General features: G+C 75.3%; 17 protein-coding genes. 11 read left to right on the top strand and 6 right to left on the bottom strand.

Annotated elements, in window-relative coordinates:
- The first annotated feature begins 204 nt into the window (after positions 1–204).
- Positions 205–1488 carry a sensor histidine kinase gene (locus VM636_RS28825; protein ID WP_078855797.1) on the top strand — a complete coding sequence of 428 codons (1284 nt, stop codon included), beginning with the start codon at positions 205–207 and terminating at the stop codon, positions 1486–1488.
- A gap of 66 nt (positions 1489–1554) precedes the next feature.
- On the opposite strand, the gene VM636_RS28820 is transcribed toward VM636_RS28825, so the two are convergent.
- Positions 1555–3300 carry an MFS transporter gene (locus VM636_RS28820; RefSeq protein WP_338486033.1) on the bottom strand — a complete coding sequence of 582 codons (1746 nt, stop codon included), beginning with the start codon at positions 3298–3300 and terminating at the stop codon, positions 1555–1557.
- Between the two features lie 309 nt (positions 3301–3609).
- Positions 3610–4125 carry a MarR family transcriptional regulator gene (locus tag VM636_RS28815; RefSeq protein WP_338486031.1) on the bottom strand — a complete coding sequence of 172 codons (516 nt, stop codon included), beginning with the start codon at positions 4123–4125 and terminating at the stop codon, positions 3610–3612.
- 200 nt (positions 4126–4325) lie between these two features.
- Between VM636_RS28815 and VM636_RS28810 the strand changes: the two genes are divergently transcribed.
- The 10 genes from VM636_RS28810 (at position 4326) to VM636_RS28765 (ending at position 13589) form a co-directional block, all read left to right on the top strand.
- Positions 4326–5015: a GAF and ANTAR domain-containing protein gene (locus VM636_RS28810; protein WP_053914294.1), complete on the top strand. Its 690-nt coding sequence runs from the start codon at positions 4326–4328 to the stop codon at positions 5013–5015.
- A gap of 292 nt (positions 5016–5307) precedes the next feature.
- Positions 5308–7215, top strand: a complete 1908-nt coding sequence (locus tag VM636_RS28805) for an ATP-binding protein (protein ID WP_338486028.1) — start codon at positions 5308–5310, stop codon at positions 7213–7215.
- Positions 7212–7619, top strand: coding sequence for a roadblock/LC7 domain-containing protein (locus tag VM636_RS28800; RefSeq protein ID WP_030419304.1), 408 nt, complete (start codon positions 7212–7214; stop codon positions 7617–7619). Before VM636_RS28805 ends, VM636_RS28800 begins: the two co-directional genes overlap by 4 nt.
- Positions 7616–7963 carry a DUF742 domain-containing protein gene (locus VM636_RS28795; RefSeq protein ID WP_030419303.1) on the top strand — a complete coding sequence of 116 codons (348 nt, stop codon included), beginning with the start codon at positions 7616–7618 and terminating at the stop codon, positions 7961–7963. The genes VM636_RS28800 and VM636_RS28795 overlap by 4 nt, the downstream gene beginning before the upstream one ends.
- Positions 7944–8561 carry an ATP/GTP-binding protein gene (locus VM636_RS28790; protein ID WP_030419302.1) on the top strand — a complete coding sequence of 206 codons (618 nt, stop codon included), beginning with the start codon at positions 7944–7946 and terminating at the stop codon, positions 8559–8561. The genes VM636_RS28795 and VM636_RS28790 overlap by 20 nt, the downstream gene beginning before the upstream one ends.
- Positions 8558–9790 (top strand): cytochrome P450, encoded by a 1233-nt coding sequence (locus tag VM636_RS28785; RefSeq protein ID WP_030419301.1) that lies wholly within the window; start codon positions 8558–8560, stop codon positions 9788–9790. The genes VM636_RS28790 and VM636_RS28785 overlap by 4 nt, the downstream gene beginning before the upstream one ends.
- Complete coding sequence (locus tag VM636_RS28780; protein WP_030419300.1) at positions 9787–11007, top strand: cytochrome P450; 1221 nt, start codon at positions 9787–9789, stop codon at positions 11005–11007. Before VM636_RS28785 ends, VM636_RS28780 begins: the two co-directional genes overlap by 4 nt.
- 155 nt (positions 11008–11162) lie before the next feature.
- Complete coding sequence (locus tag VM636_RS28775) at positions 11163–11567, top strand: hypothetical protein (RefSeq protein WP_030419299.1); 405 nt, start codon at positions 11163–11165, stop codon at positions 11565–11567.
- Between the two features lie 283 nt (positions 11568–11850).
- Entirely contained in the window at positions 11851–12669 is an 819-nt protein-coding gene (locus VM636_RS28770) for a hypothetical protein (RefSeq protein WP_030419298.1), read from the top strand.
- 128 nt (positions 12670–12797) lie between these two features.
- Positions 12798–13589, top strand: coding sequence for an SAM-dependent methyltransferase (locus VM636_RS28765; RefSeq protein WP_030419297.1), 792 nt, complete (start codon positions 12798–12800; stop codon positions 13587–13589).
- A 91-nt stretch (positions 13590–13680) separates the two neighbouring features.
- Here the strand turns inward: VM636_RS28765 and VM636_RS28760 are convergent, their stop codons facing one another.
- The 4 genes from VM636_RS28760 to VM636_RS28745 all read right to left on the bottom strand — a co-directional run bounded on the left by VM636_RS28760 (position 13681) and on the right by VM636_RS28745 (position 17718).
- Positions 13681–14697: an iron-siderophore ABC transporter substrate-binding protein gene (locus VM636_RS28760; RefSeq protein WP_338486024.1), complete on the bottom strand. Its 1017-nt coding sequence runs from the start codon at positions 14695–14697 to the stop codon at positions 13681–13683.
- 118 nt (positions 14698–14815) lie between these two features.
- The gene (locus tag VM636_RS28755) at positions 14816–15628 is read right to left on the bottom strand and encodes an ABC transporter ATP-binding protein (RefSeq protein WP_030419295.1); all 813 of its coding nucleotides are present in this window, start codon (positions 15626–15628) and stop codon (positions 14816–14818) included.
- A 57-nt stretch (positions 15629–15685) separates the two neighbouring features.
- Positions 15686–16645, bottom strand: coding sequence for an iron chelate uptake ABC transporter family permease subunit (locus VM636_RS28750; RefSeq protein ID WP_051821240.1), 960 nt, complete (start codon positions 16643–16645; stop codon positions 15686–15688).
- An 86-nt stretch (positions 16646–16731) separates the two neighbouring features.
- The gene (locus VM636_RS28745) at positions 16732–17718 is read right to left on the bottom strand and encodes an iron ABC transporter permease (protein WP_051821239.1); all 987 of its coding nucleotides are present in this window, start codon (positions 17716–17718) and stop codon (positions 16732–16734) included.
- Positions 17719–17835: the final 117 nt, after the last annotated feature.

The following is a 17835-nucleotide window of genomic DNA, read 5'->3' as shown; positions in this document are numbered from 1 at the left end:
CGGGGGACGGAGGCCGGATTCCGGGGTCCGCGGCCGGCCGGCTCGTCGGCGTGGCGTGCCGCGGGCGTCCGTCGGGGACCCCGGTGATCCGGCCGGCCGCGGCGAGGTGAGCGCGGTCGTGGGTGACCAGGCCGGAGGGGGCGCCCGGAACTCTCACTTTCGTCGGATGTGCGCCCGCGCCGGGGCCCGTAGGCTGGAGTGATCGTGAACGCGCTGACTCCGACCCCCCGGGCCCTGGACTGGAGCCTGCACCTGCTCGTCGCCGGGCTGCTGGTGCTGGCGGCGGCACGCGCGGTGGCGGACGGAGGTCCGCACGCGACGGCGGTCGTCGTGGTGGCCTTGGTGCTGGGCGCCGTGTACGCGCTGGGTCCGGCGCTGCCCTCGGTGCGTGGCTCGCGCCGGGGCGCCGCGCTGTGGCTCGGCGCGGTCGGGGCGGTGTGGCTGGTGCTGCTGGCACTGTCGGCCGAGGGCGTGTGGCTGGCCTTCCCGCTCTACTTCGTCCAGCTCCACCTGCTGCCGCGCCGGGCGGGGCCGGCCGTGGTCGCCGCCACGGCAGTCGCGGCGAGCACCGCCTTCGCCGCGCACCGGGGTTCCCTCACCGCGGCGGTCGTGATCGGCCCGGCGCTCGGGGCGGCGGTCGCCGTGGCGGTGGTCTGGGGCTACCAGGCGCTCTCCCGGGAGAGCGAGGGGCGGCGCCGGCTGATCGAGGAGCTGACCGCCACCCGCGCGGACCTGGCGGAGGCGCAGCGGGCGGCGGGCGTGCTGGAGGAGCGCGAGCGGCTGGCGCGGGAGATCCACGACACGCTGGCGCAGGGGCTGTCCAGCATCCAGTTGCTGCTGCGGGCCGCCGAGCGGGCGCTGCCCGGCCGGCCCGAGCGGGCCCTCACCCATGTGGGCCAGGCCCGGCAGGCAGCGGTGGACAGCCTCGCGGAGGCCCGCCGTTTCGTCGCCGCGCTGTCACCGCCCGCGCTGGACGACACCACGCTCGCCGACGCGCTGGACCGGCTCTGCGCCACCACCGGCGAGCGGCATCCGCTCGTCGCCCGGTTCCGGCTCACCGGGCGGCCCCAGCCGCTGTCGACGGCGCGGGAGGTGGCGCTGCTGCGGGTCGCCCAGTCCGCGCTGGGCAACACGGTCGCGCACGCGGACGCGCGGATCGCCGAGGTCGCCCTCGCCTACCTCGACGACGCCGTCGTGCTGCGCGTCGGCGACGACGGGGTGGGTTTCGATCCGGCGGCGGTGCGCGCGCCGGCGGCGGAGACGGGCGGTTTCGGGCTGGCGGCGATGCGGGCGCGGGTGCGGGCCGTGGGCGGCACGCTCACCGTGGAGTCCGCGCCGGGCGCGGGCACCGCACTCACCGTCCGGCTCCCGCTCGGTCCCGACGCCGACCGCGATCCCGGCCCCGCTGCCGCTGCCGCTTCCCGCTCCCCCGGCTCTCCCCCCTCCCCGGGCTCCCCCGGCTCCCACGACTGCGAGGACCGCCCGTGACCGGCGCGCCCGCGACCCCGGACCCCGTCCGGCTGCCGCTCGCCGGACGACCCACCGGGCTCGGGCTCATCGGCCGCCGGGCCGGGCCGCCCGCGCCGCCTCCGCGCGCAGTTCGCCGAGGGTGGCGGCGGTCAGGGGCCGCGGGTCCGCCCCCGGGTCGACGAGGACCACGGTGCAGTCGGACTCGTGGGTGAGGGCACTGGTGAGGCTGCCGTCGGCGAACTGCTCCAGGGGGCCGCGCGGGGAGCGTCCGACGGCGACCGTACGGGCCCCGGTGTCGGCGGCGTGCCGGGCGAGGACGCGGCCCGCGGCGGCGTGGTCGCCGACGCTGGTGAGGATCTGCCCGGTGACGGTGACGCCGCGGCCGGCGAGCCGGTCGAGGTGCGCGGTCACGGCGGCACGGGCCTGTTCGTGGGTCTCCGTCTCCACGGCCTGACCCTCGACGACGGCGGTCTGCCGTACGTGGACGACCTCCAGGGGGCTGCCGGAGGCCTCGGCGAGCCGGGCGGCGGCGTCCACCACGGCGCCGGCCCGGTCGTGGGCGCCGACGGCGACGATCACGGGCGGGGTGCCGGGCACCGTCGGGGAGCCGACGCGGGTGAGGGCGGGGGGCACCGGCTCGGCCTCCGCGCCCGCCGTCTCGGCCCGGACGAGCAGCCGGTGCCCGCCGGCCAGGACGGGGATGGCGAGGAGGAAGGTCCCCGCGCCCAGGTAGAAGGGGACGCTCAGGTCGGTGGCGTCGGCGAGCCGGCCGGCGACGTAGGGCGCGAGGCCGCCGCCGATGAAGCGGAGGAAGCCGTACGCCGAGGACGCCACGGGCCGCTCGACCGGGGAGACCAGCATGACGGCCTGGGTGGTGAGGGTGTTGTTGATGCCGATGAAGGCGCCGCTGACGATGACGGCGACGATGACGACGGCCGGGGTGGCGACGCCTGCCGCGATGACGGCCATGACGACGGAGAGGCCGGACAGGTTGGCGTAGAGGACGGGCGCGGTGCCGTACCGGCCCTGGAGGCGCGGGGCGACGAAGACGCTGAAGGCGGCGACCAGCAGGCCCCAGGCGGTGAAGACCAGACCGAGCTGGTGGGCGTCCAGCTCCATCGGGTACGGGGCGTAGCCCAGCATGGTGAAGAAGCCCCAGTTGTACAGCAGGGCCATGAGGCCCATGGTCAGCAGGCCGCGGTGGCGCAGGGCCCTCAGCGGGGCGAGGGGCGAGGTGCGGCGCTTCGGCCTGGGCAGGTTCGGTACGAAGGCGAGGGTGGCGACCAGCGCGAGGGCCATGAGGACGGCGACGCCGAAGAAGGGGCCGCGCCAGCTGATGGCGCCGAGTTCGCCGCCGAGCAGCGGGCCGACGGCGATACCGAGGCCGAGGGCGGTCTCGTAGAGGATGATCGCGCCGCCGAAGCCGCCGCTCGCGGAGGCCACGATGACGGCGAGGGAGGTGGCGATGAACAGGGCGTTGCCCATTCCCCACCCGGCGCGGAAGCCGACGATGCCGTCGATGGAGCCGGAGGTTCCGGCGAGGGCGGAGAAGACCACGATGACGGCGAGGCCGACGATCAGGGTGCGCTTGGCGCCGATGCGGCTGGAGACCCAGCCGGCGAAGAGCATCGCCACGGCGGTGACGATCAGGTAGCTGCTGAAGAGCAGGGAGACCTGGCTGGGGGTCGCGTGCAGGTTCTCGGCGAGGGCGGGCAGGATCGGGTCGACCAGGCCGATGCCCATGAACGAGATCACGCAGGCGAAGGCGACGGCCCAGACGGCCTTGGGCTGCCGGAAGGGCCCGGCGGCCTTTTCGTGCGGTGCGCTCATGTCCGGTTCTCTTTCGCGTGAGAGGTGAGGGTGGGGGGGCGCGAGGGCGAGAGGGGGCGGGTCGGACCTCCGGGTGGACGGACGGACACGGGGACGGACGGACAGGTGGACGGACGGACGGATTCCGGACTGACGGACCGGCGTGCGCCACCGGTCACGCGGACGGGTGGACCCACGGACGCGTCGGCCGGCGGACGGGCGGAGGCGCGGGCGGGCCGGGGCGTCCGGTCGGGGGCCTCACCCCCGCCGGGTACGGGCGGGGAGCCGCCGGCCGGCCCCGACGCGGTACCGGACGGCCGGACGGCCCGGTCAGGGGGCGCCGGACCCGTTCTCGATCACGCGGGCCAGGGCGAGCAGCGCGGTCTCGACGGCCCGCCGCTCCGGCTCGGTCAGTTCGGCGACGAGGTGCCGGAGGGCTCGGGCGCGTTCGGCTCGGCGGCTTTCCAGCACCTCCAGACCCGTACCGGTCGGCTCGACCAGGACGCCCCGTCCGTCGTCCGCGGCGGTGGTGCGGCGGACCAGGCCCGCGTGCTCCAGCCGGGTGACGAGTTGGGTCATGCCGGGCTGGGAGACGCCCTCGGCGCGGGCGAGTTCGGTCAGCCGTCGCGGGCCCTCGCGGCTCAGCCGGGCCAGGGCCGAGGAGGCGGCGGCGCTCAGGCCGCCGGTCCGGGCGCTGTGCCGGACGTGCCGGAGCACCTGTTCCGCGGCCACGATCAGTTCCTCCGGCGGGACCGGCGGTCCCGCGAGGTGTTCCGGCTTGCCGTGCTCCCCCGGGCCGCGGGGGTCCGCCGGTTTTCCGGGGGCTTCCTGCGGGCGCCTGTCCATAAGCACATGATGCATTTAGATGTACCGTGAAACAAGATGCGGTGCGACGGCCCGGCGGCGGAGACTGGCGGCGAGGCGGGCACACACGGGGACTGCCCGCACCGGTGGGCGTGCCGGGGCGGGGCACCCGTCCGGGTACGGCGCGGCCCGCGGGACCCGGCGGGCGCGGCGCGAGAGCACCGAGTCGGCAGGAGAGCGGTATGGACTGGCGCACGTTCGCCCAGCAGATGGCCCGGATGGCCCGCGACCTGCTGGCCCAGGAGTCGGTCAACGACACCCTGGCGCGGATCACCGGGTCGGCCATCGAACTGGTCGAGGGGTGCGACGCCGCCGGCATCCTCATCCTGCGCGGCCAAGAGGTGCGGTCGCTCGCCCCCAGTTCCTCGCTGGTCGTCGAGAGCGACCGGCTCCAGGAGCGGGTGCGGGAGGGCCCCTGCTTCGACGCCGCCCGCGCGGGCACCGGCCGGCGGCAGTACCGGATCGCCGACTTCACCGACGAGGCGCGGCGCTGGCCCCGGTACGTGCCCGAGGCCCGCGCCCTGGGCCTTGGCTCGATGATGGGGTTCCTGCTGTTCACGGAGGACGAGGACCTGGGCGCGCTGAACCTCTACTCCCGGCGGCCCGGCGCCTTCACCGAGGCCAGCGAGACCGCGGGGTGGCTCCTGGCCTCGCACGCCGCGGTGGCCTTCTCCAGCGCCCGCACCCACGCGCAGTTGCAGGAGGCCATCGGCACCCGGCACACCATCGGCGAGGCGATGGGCATCCTCATGGGCAGCCACCGGCTCACCGAGGACGAGGCGTTCGCCGCCCTGCGCCGCTACTCGCAGGACCACAACGTCAAGCTGCGCGAGGTCGCCCGCCAGGTCTGCGAGCGCGGCGCCCTGCCCTGAACCCGGCTTCCCGCCGCGGACGTCGGCGGCGCCGGGCCCGCCCGCCCCCGACGCGGGGCGGGCGGACGGACCGAGCCCCCCGCCCCGCTGTCCGCCCGTGAGCGGACTCCGGCGCCCACCGGGTGGACGAAAGTGACGGCCAATCGGAAAATACACCGGGCCACTTCTCAAATCGATCGCCAACTCGCCTATAGTGATCGCCAGTTGAGCGCCGCGTGATCGCGCGCTACCCCTTTCGCGCCCCCAAGGACGAGACGAGGGCCGCTTCCGCGGCCTGGCGAGGACCCGATTGATGACCGCGCCCGCCCCTCCCGGCGACCGACCCGCCCTCCGTACCCTCGCCGCCGTGGCCCTGCCGTGCGCGGTGGTCTCCGCGCTGGCCGTCGGCGGTGCCGTCACCGCCGCCCCGCCGGCGGTGCGCGCCCCCCTCGCCCTGGGCGGGAGCGCGGGCGCCATCCTCCTGTGCGCCGCCCTCACCGTGGCCGTCCACGCGCTGCGGACGGCGCGGACCACCCGCCGGGCGCTGGAGGCCGCCCGCGCCGAGGCGGAGCGGCTGGCCGGCGAGCGGGCCCGCCTGGCCGGGCAGGCCCGCGCCGAGCGGGAGCGCCTGCGCGAGGAGGCGGACCGCGAACGCGAGGACCTCCTCGCCGAGCACGAGCGCGCGGTGGAGCGCGCCGCGCGGGAGGCGGAGCGGGAGCGGACCCGTCTGACCGAGGACCATGACCGGGAGGTCGCCCGGCTCACCGAGGAGACCGCCCGGCTGCGGGCCCGCCTCGACCAGGCCGCCTCCGAACGCGCCGCCGCCCTGTCCGCGACCGCCAACGCGGCCGGCCGCATGCAGGCGCTGGCCACCGGCATGCTCGCCGACCTGCGCGCCATGGAGGAGCGGCACAGCGACGAGGACGTCCTCGCCGACCTGCTCCACCTCGACCACCGCACCGCGCAGGCGGGCCGGATCGCCGACTCCGTCGCCGTGCTCACCGGGGCCCGCTCCGGCCGCCGCTGGGCCCGGCCGATCGGCATGGAGTCGATCCTGCGCGGCGCCATGGGACGCATCGCCGGCTACCGGCGGGTGCGGGTGCACTCGGTCAGCGACAGCGCGGTCGCCGGGCACGCCGCCGAGGGCGTCATGCACGCGCTCGCCGAGATCCTGGACAACGCGGCCACCTTCTCCCCGCCGACCGCCGAGGTCCACGTGTACGTGGAGGAGGTGCCGTCCGGGGTCATCGTCTCCGTCGAGGACAGCGGACTCGTCATGGGCGACGTGCAGTTGCGCCGCGCGCAGCGGGCGGTGTCCGGCGACTCCGCCGGGCTCGGCGGCCTCACCGGCACCCGGCTCGGACTGGCCGTCGTGGGCCGGCTGTCCGTCAAGTACGGGCTCCAGGTCTCCTTCCGTCCCTCGGCGCGCGGCGGCACGGGCGTGCTGGTGCTCATCCCGCAGGAGATCCTGGCGGGCGCCACCGGCTCCGGCGACGCGGCCGCCGCCCGGTCCGGGGCCGGGTCCACCACGGTCCCGGCGACCGCCGAGGCCGCCGGCCCGCGCCGCGGCACCCCCGGCGACCAGGGCGCCCGGTCCGCCCGCACCCGCGCGGGCGCCGGTCCGCTCACCCCGGCCGCCGCTCCGCCGGCCCCCGCCGCCCCGTCCGCCCGGCCGGACCCGAAGACCCCGGCCCGCCCGGAGGCCGCCTCCCACCCCGAGGGCTCCCGCACCGGCACCCGGCCCGAGGCCGCGGCCCCGGCGCCGTCGGCCCGGCCGCACCCCGACGACCTGCCCCGCCGCGCCTCCGCCACCCGTACCGACCGCACGGCGGACACGGCAGAGACGGCGGACACGGCGAACACGGCCGGCGCACCGGACACCCCCGACACGCGGGGCACCGCCGTCACGCGGGGCACCGCCGACGGCGCGGACGCGGAGCCGCCCGGACTCCCCCGGCGCCGGCGCGGCCGGACCCTCGCCGCGGCCGAACGGACCCGCGCCGCCCGCGCCGCGGCACCGCCCGCCGCACCGCCCGCCGAGGGCGACGCGAAGGCCCGCGTGGCCCGCTTCAGCAGTTTCCGCCGGGCCGTCCGGCCCGCCGCACCCGACTCCGCCGCACGGGACACCTCCCCGGGCGGGGAGCGGGCCGAGGCTCCCCGGACCCACCCCGACGCCCCGTCACCCACCACCGCGCACCCGGAAGGCGACACCACCTCATGACCGGCCAGACCACCGCCGACGAGAAGCTCACCTGGCTCATCGAGGGCCTCCTGGAGCGCACGCCGGACGCGCGGCACGCGCTCGTGCTCTCCCGGGACGGCCTCAAACTCTGCCGCACCCCGGAGCTCACCGTCGACCAGGCCGACCAGCTCGCCGCGATCGCCGCCGGCATCCAGTCGCTCTCCCACGGCGCGTCCGTGGAGTTCGGCGACGGCAGCGGCGGGGTCCGCTCGGCGATGACCGAGTTCTACGGCGGCGTCCTGTTCATCGTGGAGGCCGGCGAGGGCGCGCACCTGGCCGTCGTCACCTCCGAGGACGCCGACGCCGGACTCGTCGGGCACAACATGAGCGAGCTGGTGGAACAACTCGGCGAGCACCTGACCGCGCCGCCCCGCACCGCATGAGCCGCCCCGGCCGCGACGACGCGCCCGACCGGCTGTACACCCTGACGCAGGGACGCAGCCGGTCGGGGCCGGACAGCCCCTTCGACCTGGTCACCCTCGTCGTCGCCGAGTGCGAACCGACCCCCGGCATGCAGTCGGAGCACGTGGCGATCCTGCGGATGACCCGGGCGCCCGCCGCCGTGGTGGAGATCGCCGCCGAGCTGCGGCTCCCGGTGAGCATCACCCGGGTCCTGCTCGCCGACCTCCACGCGGCCGGCCGCGTGAGCGCCCGGCACCCGCGCCTGACCGCCGTTCCCGACCCCGACATCCTGGAGCAGGTGCTCGTTGGACTCCGCAACCTCTGACCCCCGCATCCCCCTGGGCGCGTCCGCCGACAACGGCCTGAAGATCGTGGTCGTGGGCGGTTTCGGTGTCGGCAAGACGACCATGGTCCGCTCGGTGAGCGAGATCCGCCCCCTCAACACCGAGGAGACGATGACGCAGGCCGGCGCGGCCGTGGACGACAACAGCGAGGTGCGCGGCAAGTCCGCGACGACCGTCGCCTTCGACTTCGGCCGCATCAGCCTGGACGCGCACAACGTGCTGTACCTGTTCGGGGCACCCGGCCAGGAGCGGTTCTGGTTCCTGTGGGACCGGCTCTTCTCCGGGACGCTCGGCGCGGTCGTCCTCGTCGACACCCGCCGCATCGACGACTCCTGGTACGCCATCGACCGCCTGGAGCACCACGGCACGCCGTTCATCGTGGCCTGCAACGACTTCGGCGGCCCCCGGCACTCCCCCGACGCGGTCCGCGAGGCCCTCGACCTCGATCCGCGGGTGCCGCTGGTGGAGTGCGACGCGCGCTCGCGCGAGTCCAGCAAGCAGGTGCTGATCGCGCTGGTGGAGCACCTGCGCGGCCACTACGCGGCGCGGGCCGCCCGGCCCCGTCAGGAGCTGGTGTGAACACCGACACGAGCGACGCCGTACCGCTCGGCGGCCCCCGTTTCCAGACCGACCCCGCCGGCCTCTACCGGCGGATGCGGCGCGAGCACGGAGCGGTCACCCCGGTGGTGCTGGACGGCGGCGTACCGGCCTGGCTGGTGCTCGGCTACCGGGAGCTGCACCAGGTCACCGGCGACCCGGTGCTCTTCAGCCGCGACTCCGAACTGTGGAACCAGTGGGAGAACATCCCCGACGGCTGGCCGCTGCTGCCGATGATCGGCCGCCGGCAGCCGTCGATCCTCTACACGGTCGGCGAGCGGCACCGCCGGCGCGCCGCCATGGTCAGCGACGCCCTGGAGGCCGTCGACCCGCACCTGCTGCGCGGCCACGCCGAGCGGTTCGCCGACGAACTGGTGGACCGGCTGTGCGCCAAGGGCGAGGCGGACCTCGTCGGCGAGTACGCGATGCTGCTGCCGGTGCGGGTACTGGCCCGGCTCTACGGCTTCTCCGACGAGCAGGGTCCGGCCCTGGTCACCGCCCTCAACGACATGATCGACGGGCGGGAGCGGGCGCTGGCGGGCCAGGCGCACCTGGCCACGTCGATGGCGCGGCTGCTCGCCGACCGCGGGGCCGAACCGGCCGACGACGTCGCCTCCCGGATGCTCGCCGACACCGGCGGCTTCAGCGAGGAGGAGATCGCCCAGGACCTGATGGTGATGATGGCGGCGGGGCATCAGCCGACCGCGGACTGGATGGGCAACTCGCTGCGGCTGATGCTGACCGACGACCGGTTCGCGGCGTCCCTGTTCGGCGGGCGCAACAGTGTCGCCGAGGCCATGAACGAGGTGCTGTGGGAGGACACCCCCACGCAGAACGTGGCCGGGCGCTGGGCCTCCCGCGACACCCAGCTCGGCGGGCGGCGCATTCGCGCCGGCGACCTGGTGCTGCTCGGGCTCCAGGGCGCCAACTCCGATCCGCAGGTGCGCACCGACGGTTCGGCGCTCACCGGCGGGAACAACGCGCACTTCTCCTTCGGCCACGGCGAGCACCGTTGTCCCTTCCCCGCGCAGGAGATCGCCGAGGTGATCGCGCGGACCGGTATCGAGGTCGTCCTCGACCGGCTGCCGGACATCGACCTCGCCGTGCCGGCCGGCTCCCTCACCCGCCGCCCCTCGCCCTGGCTGCGGGGGCTGACCGAGTTGCCCGTGCGGTTCACCCCGACCACTGCCCTGGGAGGCACGTCAGCATGACCACCGGCACCGAAGAGGCCAGGATCGCGCTGGACCCGTTCGTCACCGACCTGGACGGCGAGAGCGCCCGGCTCCGCGCGGCGGGGCCCCTCGCCGCCGTGGAGCTGCCGGGCGGCGTGCCCGTCTGGGCCGTCACCCACCACGCGGAGGCCAAGGCGCTGCTGACCGATCCGCGTCTGGTGAAGGACATCTCCGTGTGGGGCGCCTGGCAGCGCGGTGAGATCGCCCCCGACTGGCCGCTGATCGGGCTGGCCAACCCCGGCCGGTCGATGCTCACCGTGGACGGCGCCGAGCACCGGCGGCTGCGCACCCTGGTCGCGCAGGCGCTGACCGCGCGGCGGGTGGAGCACCTGCGCGGGCGGATCACCGAGCTGACCGGCCGGCTCCTGGACGATCTGCCCGCGGAGGGCGTCGTCGACCTGAAGGCGGCCTTCGCCTACCCGCTGCCGATGTACGTCGTCGCCGACCTGATGGGCATCGAGGAGGAGCGGCTGCCCCGGCTGAAGGTGCTGTTCGAGAAGTTCTTCTCGACGCAGACGCCGCCCGGGGAGGTCGTCGCCACCCTGACCGAGCTGGCCGGGATCATGCGGGAGACGGTCGCGGCCAGACGGGAGGCGCCCGGCGACGATCTGACCAGCGCGCTCGTCCTGGCCTCGGAGGACGGCGACCACCTCACCGACGAGGAGATCGTCTCCACGCTCCAGCTCATGGTGGCGGCGGGCCACGAGACGACGATCTCGCTGATCGTCAACGCGGTCGTCAACCTCTCCGCCCACCCCGAGCAGCGGGAGCTGGTGCTCGCCGGGAAGGTCGAGTGGTCGGCGGTGGTCGAGGAGACGCTGCGGTACTCGACGCCCACCTCCCACGTGCTGATCCGGTTCGCGACCGAGGACGTCCCGGTCGGCGACAAGGTGATCCCGGCCGGGGACGCGCTGATCGTGTCCTACGGGGCGCTGGGCCGGGACGAGCGGGCGCACGGGCCGACTGCGGGCGTCTTCGACGTGACCCGCGCCTCGGAGAACCGGCACATCTCCTTCGGCCACGGTCCGCACGTGTGCCCCGGGGCGGCCCTGTCGCGCCTGGAGGCGGGGGTGGCGCTGCCCGCGCTCTACGCCCGTCATCCGCGGCTCGACCTGGCGGTGCCGCTGTCGGAGCTGCGCAACAAGCCGGTGGTCACCCAGAACGACCTCTTCGCGCTGCCGGTCACCCTCGGCTGACTCCCTCGTCGCGCACCGTGAGGGCCGTCCCCGGCGTCCGGGGCGGCCCTCACGTCGCGTTTGCCCCTCCCGTATCGGGCAACTCCGGCAATCGGGACGTCGGCCCCGATCCGGCACACCGGCGTCGACATGCTCTGGTGACTCCGGGAGGCGCTATGTGGAAGCGGAAGCGCAAGAACGGACGGCGGGCCGCGAAGCCGGTCCGGATGGAACTGTGCGACCTGTGTGCCCGGGTCTTCCCGGAGCACGAGTCCCTGCGCGGCTACGTGCCCGACTCCTCCGCCGCGGACTCCGGCAGCGAGTGGTTCGACGGACTGCGGCTGGTCACCGCCTGCTGCGACGAGCACTTCGACACGGTCAAGCAGGAGTACCTGCGCCGGCCCTTCGTCGAGGAGGAGCTGTGGGCGGCCAAGCTCACCCGGGCGCTGACGACGGGACCGCCCGCCCTGTCCATGGACCAGCTCGCCTGCCGCACCGGGCTGCACGAGCCGCAGATCCGCCGGGCCATCGCCTGGCACAACGAGCGGATGCGGGAGGAGCAGCAGCGCACCGACCCGTGACCGGCGGGCCCGGCCCGTGCCCCGGTGACCGGCGGGCCCGGCCCCGGGCGGACCGGCGTGGCATCCGACCTGGGCCGGACGGGTCGCGCAACAGGGACTCGCCCGGTGGTGCCATCGCGTACCCCCGCGGGCGCGCATCTGCCGGGCGCGGCGGGTGACGCGGGGGCCGGCCGGGTAGACGGCGAGAGTGGCACCGCCACCCCCGCGGACCGGTCGGTGAGCTGCCAGGTCCCCCGTGCCGCGTCCGCGAGTCCTCGTAGGGACCCCTCCCGAGGAGCACCCCGTGAACCGGTTAGGGCGCCCGTTCCACCGCCTGTGGGACCGGCTGGCCGCGACCCACCTGGTGCGGCAGGGCAGGGACCTGGAGCTGATGCACCGAGCCATGGGGTTCGCCACGCTGGCCCTGGTCACCCTGGCCCCGCTGCTGATCGTGGTGGCCGCCGCCGACCCGCTGGGCCGCGGCGGCTTCGCCTCGTGGCTGGCCGACGGCATGGGCCTGTCCGGCCGCTCGGCCCGGGTGCTCACCGACATCATCAGCCCGCCGACCGAGGTGGTCGGCACGACCAGCGTGTGGGGCGGCATCGCGCTCGGCGTCTTCGGCGTCTCCTTCGCCGCGAGCGTGCAGAACGGCTACGAACGGATCTGGGGGCTGCCCTCCGGCCCCTGGCACCGGGTCTGGCGGCAGATGACGTGGGTGGTGCTGCTGACGGCGTACCTCTACCAGGAGGTGCAGACGCGGACGACGCTGCACGGGTCGGCGCGGATCGCGCTGTCCACCGCGACCGGCATCCTGTTCTTCTGGTGGGGGCAGCACTTCCTGCTCGGCAGCCAGGTCCGCTGGCGCGCCCTCCTGCCGGGGGCGCTCGCCACGATGGTCGGGCTGATCGGGCTGCGCGGCTTCTCCTACCTCGTCTTCACCTCACTGATTCTGGACAACGCGATCAGCTACGGGACGGTCGGCATCGTGCTCGTGGTGGAGTCCTGGCTCATCGGGGTCGGCTTCGTCGTCTTCGGCGGCGCGATGGTGGGCCGCTGGTTCGGCGAGCACCACTGGCGCCCGCGCCATCACGGCCGCGAAGACGCAGGTGAGGACGGGGGTTGAGGCCACGGCGTCGCGCCGGGGGCGGCGGGCGACCGGGGCCGGGCGACCCGTACGCACATCCGCGCCGGGGCAGTACGATGATCGAAAAGTGCGGCGATGCCACGCCTCCAGGACGACGGAGTCTGCCCATGACGACGGACCATTCCCAGCCTCCTCACATCGACACCAGCCGGGCCCACCCCGCGCGCGTCTACGACTGGCTGCTGGGCGGCAAGGACAACTACCCCGTCGACGAGGCCGTCGGCGAGACCCTGCCGCCCGAGGCCCGGGACGCGGCACGGCAGAACCGCGCGTTCATGAACCGCGCGGTGGCCTACCTCGCCTCCCAGGGGATCGACCAGTTCCTGGACATCGGCACGGGCATCCCGACCGAGCCGAACCTCCACCAGATCGTGCAGCGCACCGTGCCGGCCGCACGGGTCGTCTACGCCGACAACGACCCCATCGTGCTGCGGCACGCCGAGGCCCTGCTGGTGAGCCGCCCCGAGGGCGCCACCGACTACATCCAGGCCGATGTGCGCGAGCCGGACGCGATAGTGCGGCACGCCCGGCAGGTGCTGGACTTCGACCGGCCGATCGCCCTGTCGCTGATCGCCCTGATGCACTTCATCACGGACGAGCAGGACGCCCACGGCATCGTCCGCGGTCTGGTCTCCGCCCTGCCCCGGGGCAGCTACCTGATCCTCTCGCACGCCTCGACCGACCTCTTCCCGGAGCTGTCCGACCAGGTCATCGCCCAGTACGCCAAGGGCGGCATCCGCCTCGGCTTCCGCGACCGCGCCGAGGTGACCCGCTTCTACGACGGTCTGGAACTGGTGCCGCCGGGCCTGGTCACGGCCACCGAGTGGCACGGCGAGGGACAGGAGCGGCCGGAGCCCGAGGACAGCGGGATCTACGCGGGCGTGGCCCGCGTCCCCTGACCGGACCGTGCCCCGGACACCCGGGAGGGGGCCGGCGCCGCGATCCGCGGTGCCGGCCCCCTCCCGTCGTCCCGTCCCGGGGCGCGCGCCCTCACTTCAGGGCGTCCGCGAAGAGCGGGACCACCTTCTCCAGGGCGTAGCCGACCGACAGCACGGAGTTCGTGGCGAACGCCTGGCTGATGTCCTGGTCGTCGAAGACGACCGAGTGGCCCTTCTGCACCGCGGGCAGCGAGGCGTAGAGCGGGTCCGAGGAGATCCTGGCCGCGTCGATGCCGATGGGCGACATGACGATCAGGTCGGCGTCCAGCATCTGGAGGTTCTCCCGCGAGACCTGGAGGGAGAAGTCCGCGCCGGCCTCGGCGTCGACCTTCGGGTTGTTGCGGAAGCCGAGCGCCTGGACGAAGTTGACCCGGTCCGTGCCCTTGACGTACGCGCCCCACCCGGCGGAGGTGCGGGAGCCGACCGTGATGGTCTTGTCCTTGAACTCGGGGTGCTCCCCGGCGGCGGCGGTGAACTTCCGCTGGGTCTCCGCGATGAGCTGCTCGCCCTTGCCGGCGCGGCCGAGCGCGGTCGAGATCATCGTGGTCTGCTGCTGCCAGGAGATCTTGTACTGGTCCCCGCCCTCGGGCACGCCGAGGGTCGGCGCGATCTTGCTGAGGGTGTCGTAGCGGGTCCGGTCGCCGCTGGAGTTCACGTCGAGGATCAGGTCGGGCCGGAGGCCGGCGATCTTCTCGTACTCGGGCTCCAGGGTGCCGATCCTCGCCGGGCTCTCGGTGTAGAGGCCCTTGGCCCAGGGGCCGACGCCGTCGCCGCCGAAGGCCAGCCAGTCGCTCTGGCCGACCGGCTGCACGCCGAGCGCGAGGGCGGTCTCGGCGTCGCCCCAGCCGAGGGCGACGACCCGCTTGGGCTGGGACGGGACCGTGACGGTGCCGAACTTGGTGTCCACCTTGGCCGGGAAGGCACCGGAGGACGCCGGGGCGTCGGAGGAGCCGGAGCCGTCGGAGGAGCCGGAGCCGCAGGCGGTGAGGGCACCGAACAGGGCGACGGCCAGGCCGGTCACCCACAGGCGCCGGAGGCGGCCGGTTCGTGCGGCGGGGAGCGGGGACATGGTGACTCTCTTCTCGTCGGGTCCGGTCGGGGCTCGTCGGGTCTGATCGGGGCTGGTCGGGGCTCGTCGGGTCTGATCGGGGCTGGTCGGGGCTGGTCCGGGTTCTCGTCGCCCCTCGTCAGGGGGTGACGGTGGGGACGTGGTGGCGGCCGAGGGGGACGATCATCGGCGTACCGGAGGCCGGGTCCGGGATCACCGTGGAGCGCAGCCCGAACACCTCGCCCACCAGGGACTCGGTCACCACCTCGCGGGGGGCGCCCTCGGCGACCACCCGGCCGTCCTTCATTGCGATGAGGTGGTCGGCGTAGCGGCAGGCCAGGTTGAGGTCGTGCAGGACGACGGCGAGGGTGACGCCGCGGTCCCGGTTGAGGTCGGTCAGCAGGTCCAGCACGTCGAGCTGGTGGCTGATGTCGAGGTAGGTGGTGGGCTCGTCGAGCAGGAGGATGTCGGTCTCCTGGGCGAGGGCCATGGCGATCCACACGCGCTGGCGCTGGCCGCCGGAGAGTTCGTCGACGGACCGGTCGGCGAGGTCGAGGACGTCGGTGGCGCGCATCGCCGCGGCGACGCCCTCGCTGTCGGCGGCGGTCCAGCGGCGGAACCAGCCCTGGTGCGGGTAGCGACCCCGGCCGACCAGGTCCGCCACGGTGATGGCGTCCGGCGCGAGGGGCGTCTGCGGCAGCATGCCGAGGCATTCGGCGACCTGCCGGGTCGGGGTGGCGTGGATGTCCCGGCCGTCCAGGAGCACGGTGCCGGCGCTCGGGGTCAGCAGCCGCGCCATGGCGCGCAGCAGCGTCGACTTGCCGCAGGCATTGGGTCCGACGACCACGGTGAAGCGGCCCGGCGGCAGGTCGACGTCCAGTTCCGAGACGATCTGCCGGTCTCCGTAGCCGAGCCCCAGGCCGCGGGCGCTCAGGGTGTGCGGGGAGGTCACCGTGGTCACCGAGGTCTCCTTGCGGGGGTCGTGAGGGGGCGTGTCGGCCGGGGCACGTCAGCCGCCCCGGCCCACGCGGTTGGCGCGCGCGAGCAGCCACAGCAGGTACGGCGCCCCGACCAGGCTGGTCACCACGCCCACCGGGAGCTGGGTGGCGGGCAGCGCGTGCTGGGCGGCGAAGTCGGCGGCGCCGACGAGCGCGGCACCCGTCAGCGCGGCGGGCAGCAGGGCGGCGCCCTGGCCGGGCAGCAGGCGGCGGGCGATCGGCGCGCTGACCAGGGCGACGAAGCCGACGGGGCCCGCGGCGGCCGTGGCCACGCCGACCAGGGCGGTGGCACAGGCCAGCAGGGCGAGGCGGCCCCGTTCGACGCGGACCCCGAGTCCGCCGGCCGCCTCGTCGCCGAGCTGGAGCGGGGCGAGGCAGCGGGAGGCGGCCAGGGTCAGCGGCACGAGGACGGCGGCGCAGCCGAGCAGCGGCCAGAGCTGGGGCCAGGAGCGGCCGTTGAGGCTGCCGGTCAGCCAGAGGAAGGCGTTGTGGGCCTCGGTGACCTCGGCGCGGGTCATCAGGTAGGAGCGCAGGCTGACGAGTCCGGCGCCGACGCCGATGCCGATGAGCACGAACCGGCCGCCGCTGACGCCGCCGCGCCAGGCCAGCAGGTAGATGAGGGTGCCCGCGAGGAGGGCGCCGGCCAGGGCCCCGCCGGACAGGGCGAGGCCGCTCAGTCCGAAGGCCATGGAGGACAGGACGGCGGCGGCGCTGGCACCCGCGCTGACGCCGATCACGTCGGGGCTGGCGAGGGGGTTGCGCAGCAGCGACTGGAACACGGCCCCGGACATCCCGAAGCAGGCGCCGACGACGAGGGCGAGCAGGGCGCGGGGCAGCCGCAGTTCGTGGACGACGAAGCGGCTCGCCGGGTCGCCGCCGCCGGTGAGCACGGCCCACACGTCGGCGAGCGGTACGTCGATGTCGCCGACGGCGAGGGAGAGGAGCAGCGCGCCGAGCGCGACCAGGGCCAGGACGGCGCTGACGACGCCGAAGCGGGCGCGGCGGGCGCGTTGGAGGCGTCCGACGCGGGCGGCGGCGGCGTCGGTGAGGGCCGGGGTCACAGCGCCGCCTTTCCCCGGCGGCGGACCAGGAGGATGAAGGGCACGCAGCCCACGGCGGCGGTGACGACGCCGACCTGGACCTCGCCGGGCCGGGCCACCACGCGGCCGAGGACGTCGGCGAGGAGCAGCAGGGCGGGGGCGGCGAGGGCGCTGTAGGGCAGCACCCAGCGGTGGTCGGGGCCGGTGATCATGCGGACGGCGTGCGGGACGGCGAGGCCGACGAAGCCGATGGGCCCGGCGACGGCGGTGGCCGCGCCGCAGAGCAGGACGACGCTCACGCCGCCGGTGGCGCGGGCGACGCCGACCCGCTGGCCGAGGGCGCGGGCGACGTCGTCGCCGAGGGCGAGGCCGTTGAGGCGGGGGCCGAGGCCGAGGGCGAGGAGCGAGCCGACGACGACGAAGGGCAGGGCCTGGAGGAGGATGCCGAGGTCGCGGCCGTCCAGGGCGCCGACCTGCCAGAAGCGGAACTGGTCGTAGGTGTGGCTGTCGGTCAGCAGCATGGCGTCGCAGACGGACAGGAGCAGGGCGCTGACGGCTGCTCCGGCGAGGGCCAGCTTGACCGGGGTGGCCCCCTCGCGGCCGAGGCCGGCGACACCGTAGACCAGGACGGCGGCGAGGCAGGCGCCGAGGAAGCCGAACCAGATGTACTGTCCGGGCTCGGTCAGGGAGAGCACGCTCATGGCGAAGACGACGCTCACGGCGGCGCCGGCGTTGATGCCGAGCAGGCCGGGGTCGGCGAGCGGGTTGCGGGTGACGCCCTGCATGACGGTGCCGGCCAGGCCGAGGGCGGCCCCGGCGAGGAGTCCGGCGAGGGTGCGCGGGACCCGTACCTCCTGGACGACGAGGTGGGCGCGCACGGAGCGGTCCGGGTCGACGACGCCCTGGACGACGTCGCGCAGCGGGACGTCCCCGGAGCCGACGGCGAGGCTCAGGGCGGTGGCCGCGAGCAGCAGCACGCCGAGCCCGAGGAGCCCCGCGGCCAGGGTGACGCGGGTGCGGCGCCGTCCGCCGCCCGCCCGGTCCCGGTCCCGGTCCCGGTCCCGGTCCCGGTCCCGGTCCTCGACGGTGCGGGCCGGGGCGGTGGGGTTCACCGGCGGACC

This window comes from Streptomyces sp. SCSIO 75703, assembly GCF_036607905.1.
Classification (GTDB): Bacteria; Actinomycetota; Actinomycetes; order Streptomycetales; family Streptomycetaceae; genus Streptomyces.
The sequence above is the reverse complement of the archived record's forward strand: the minus strand, read 5'-3'. Positions and strand labels throughout refer to the sequence as shown.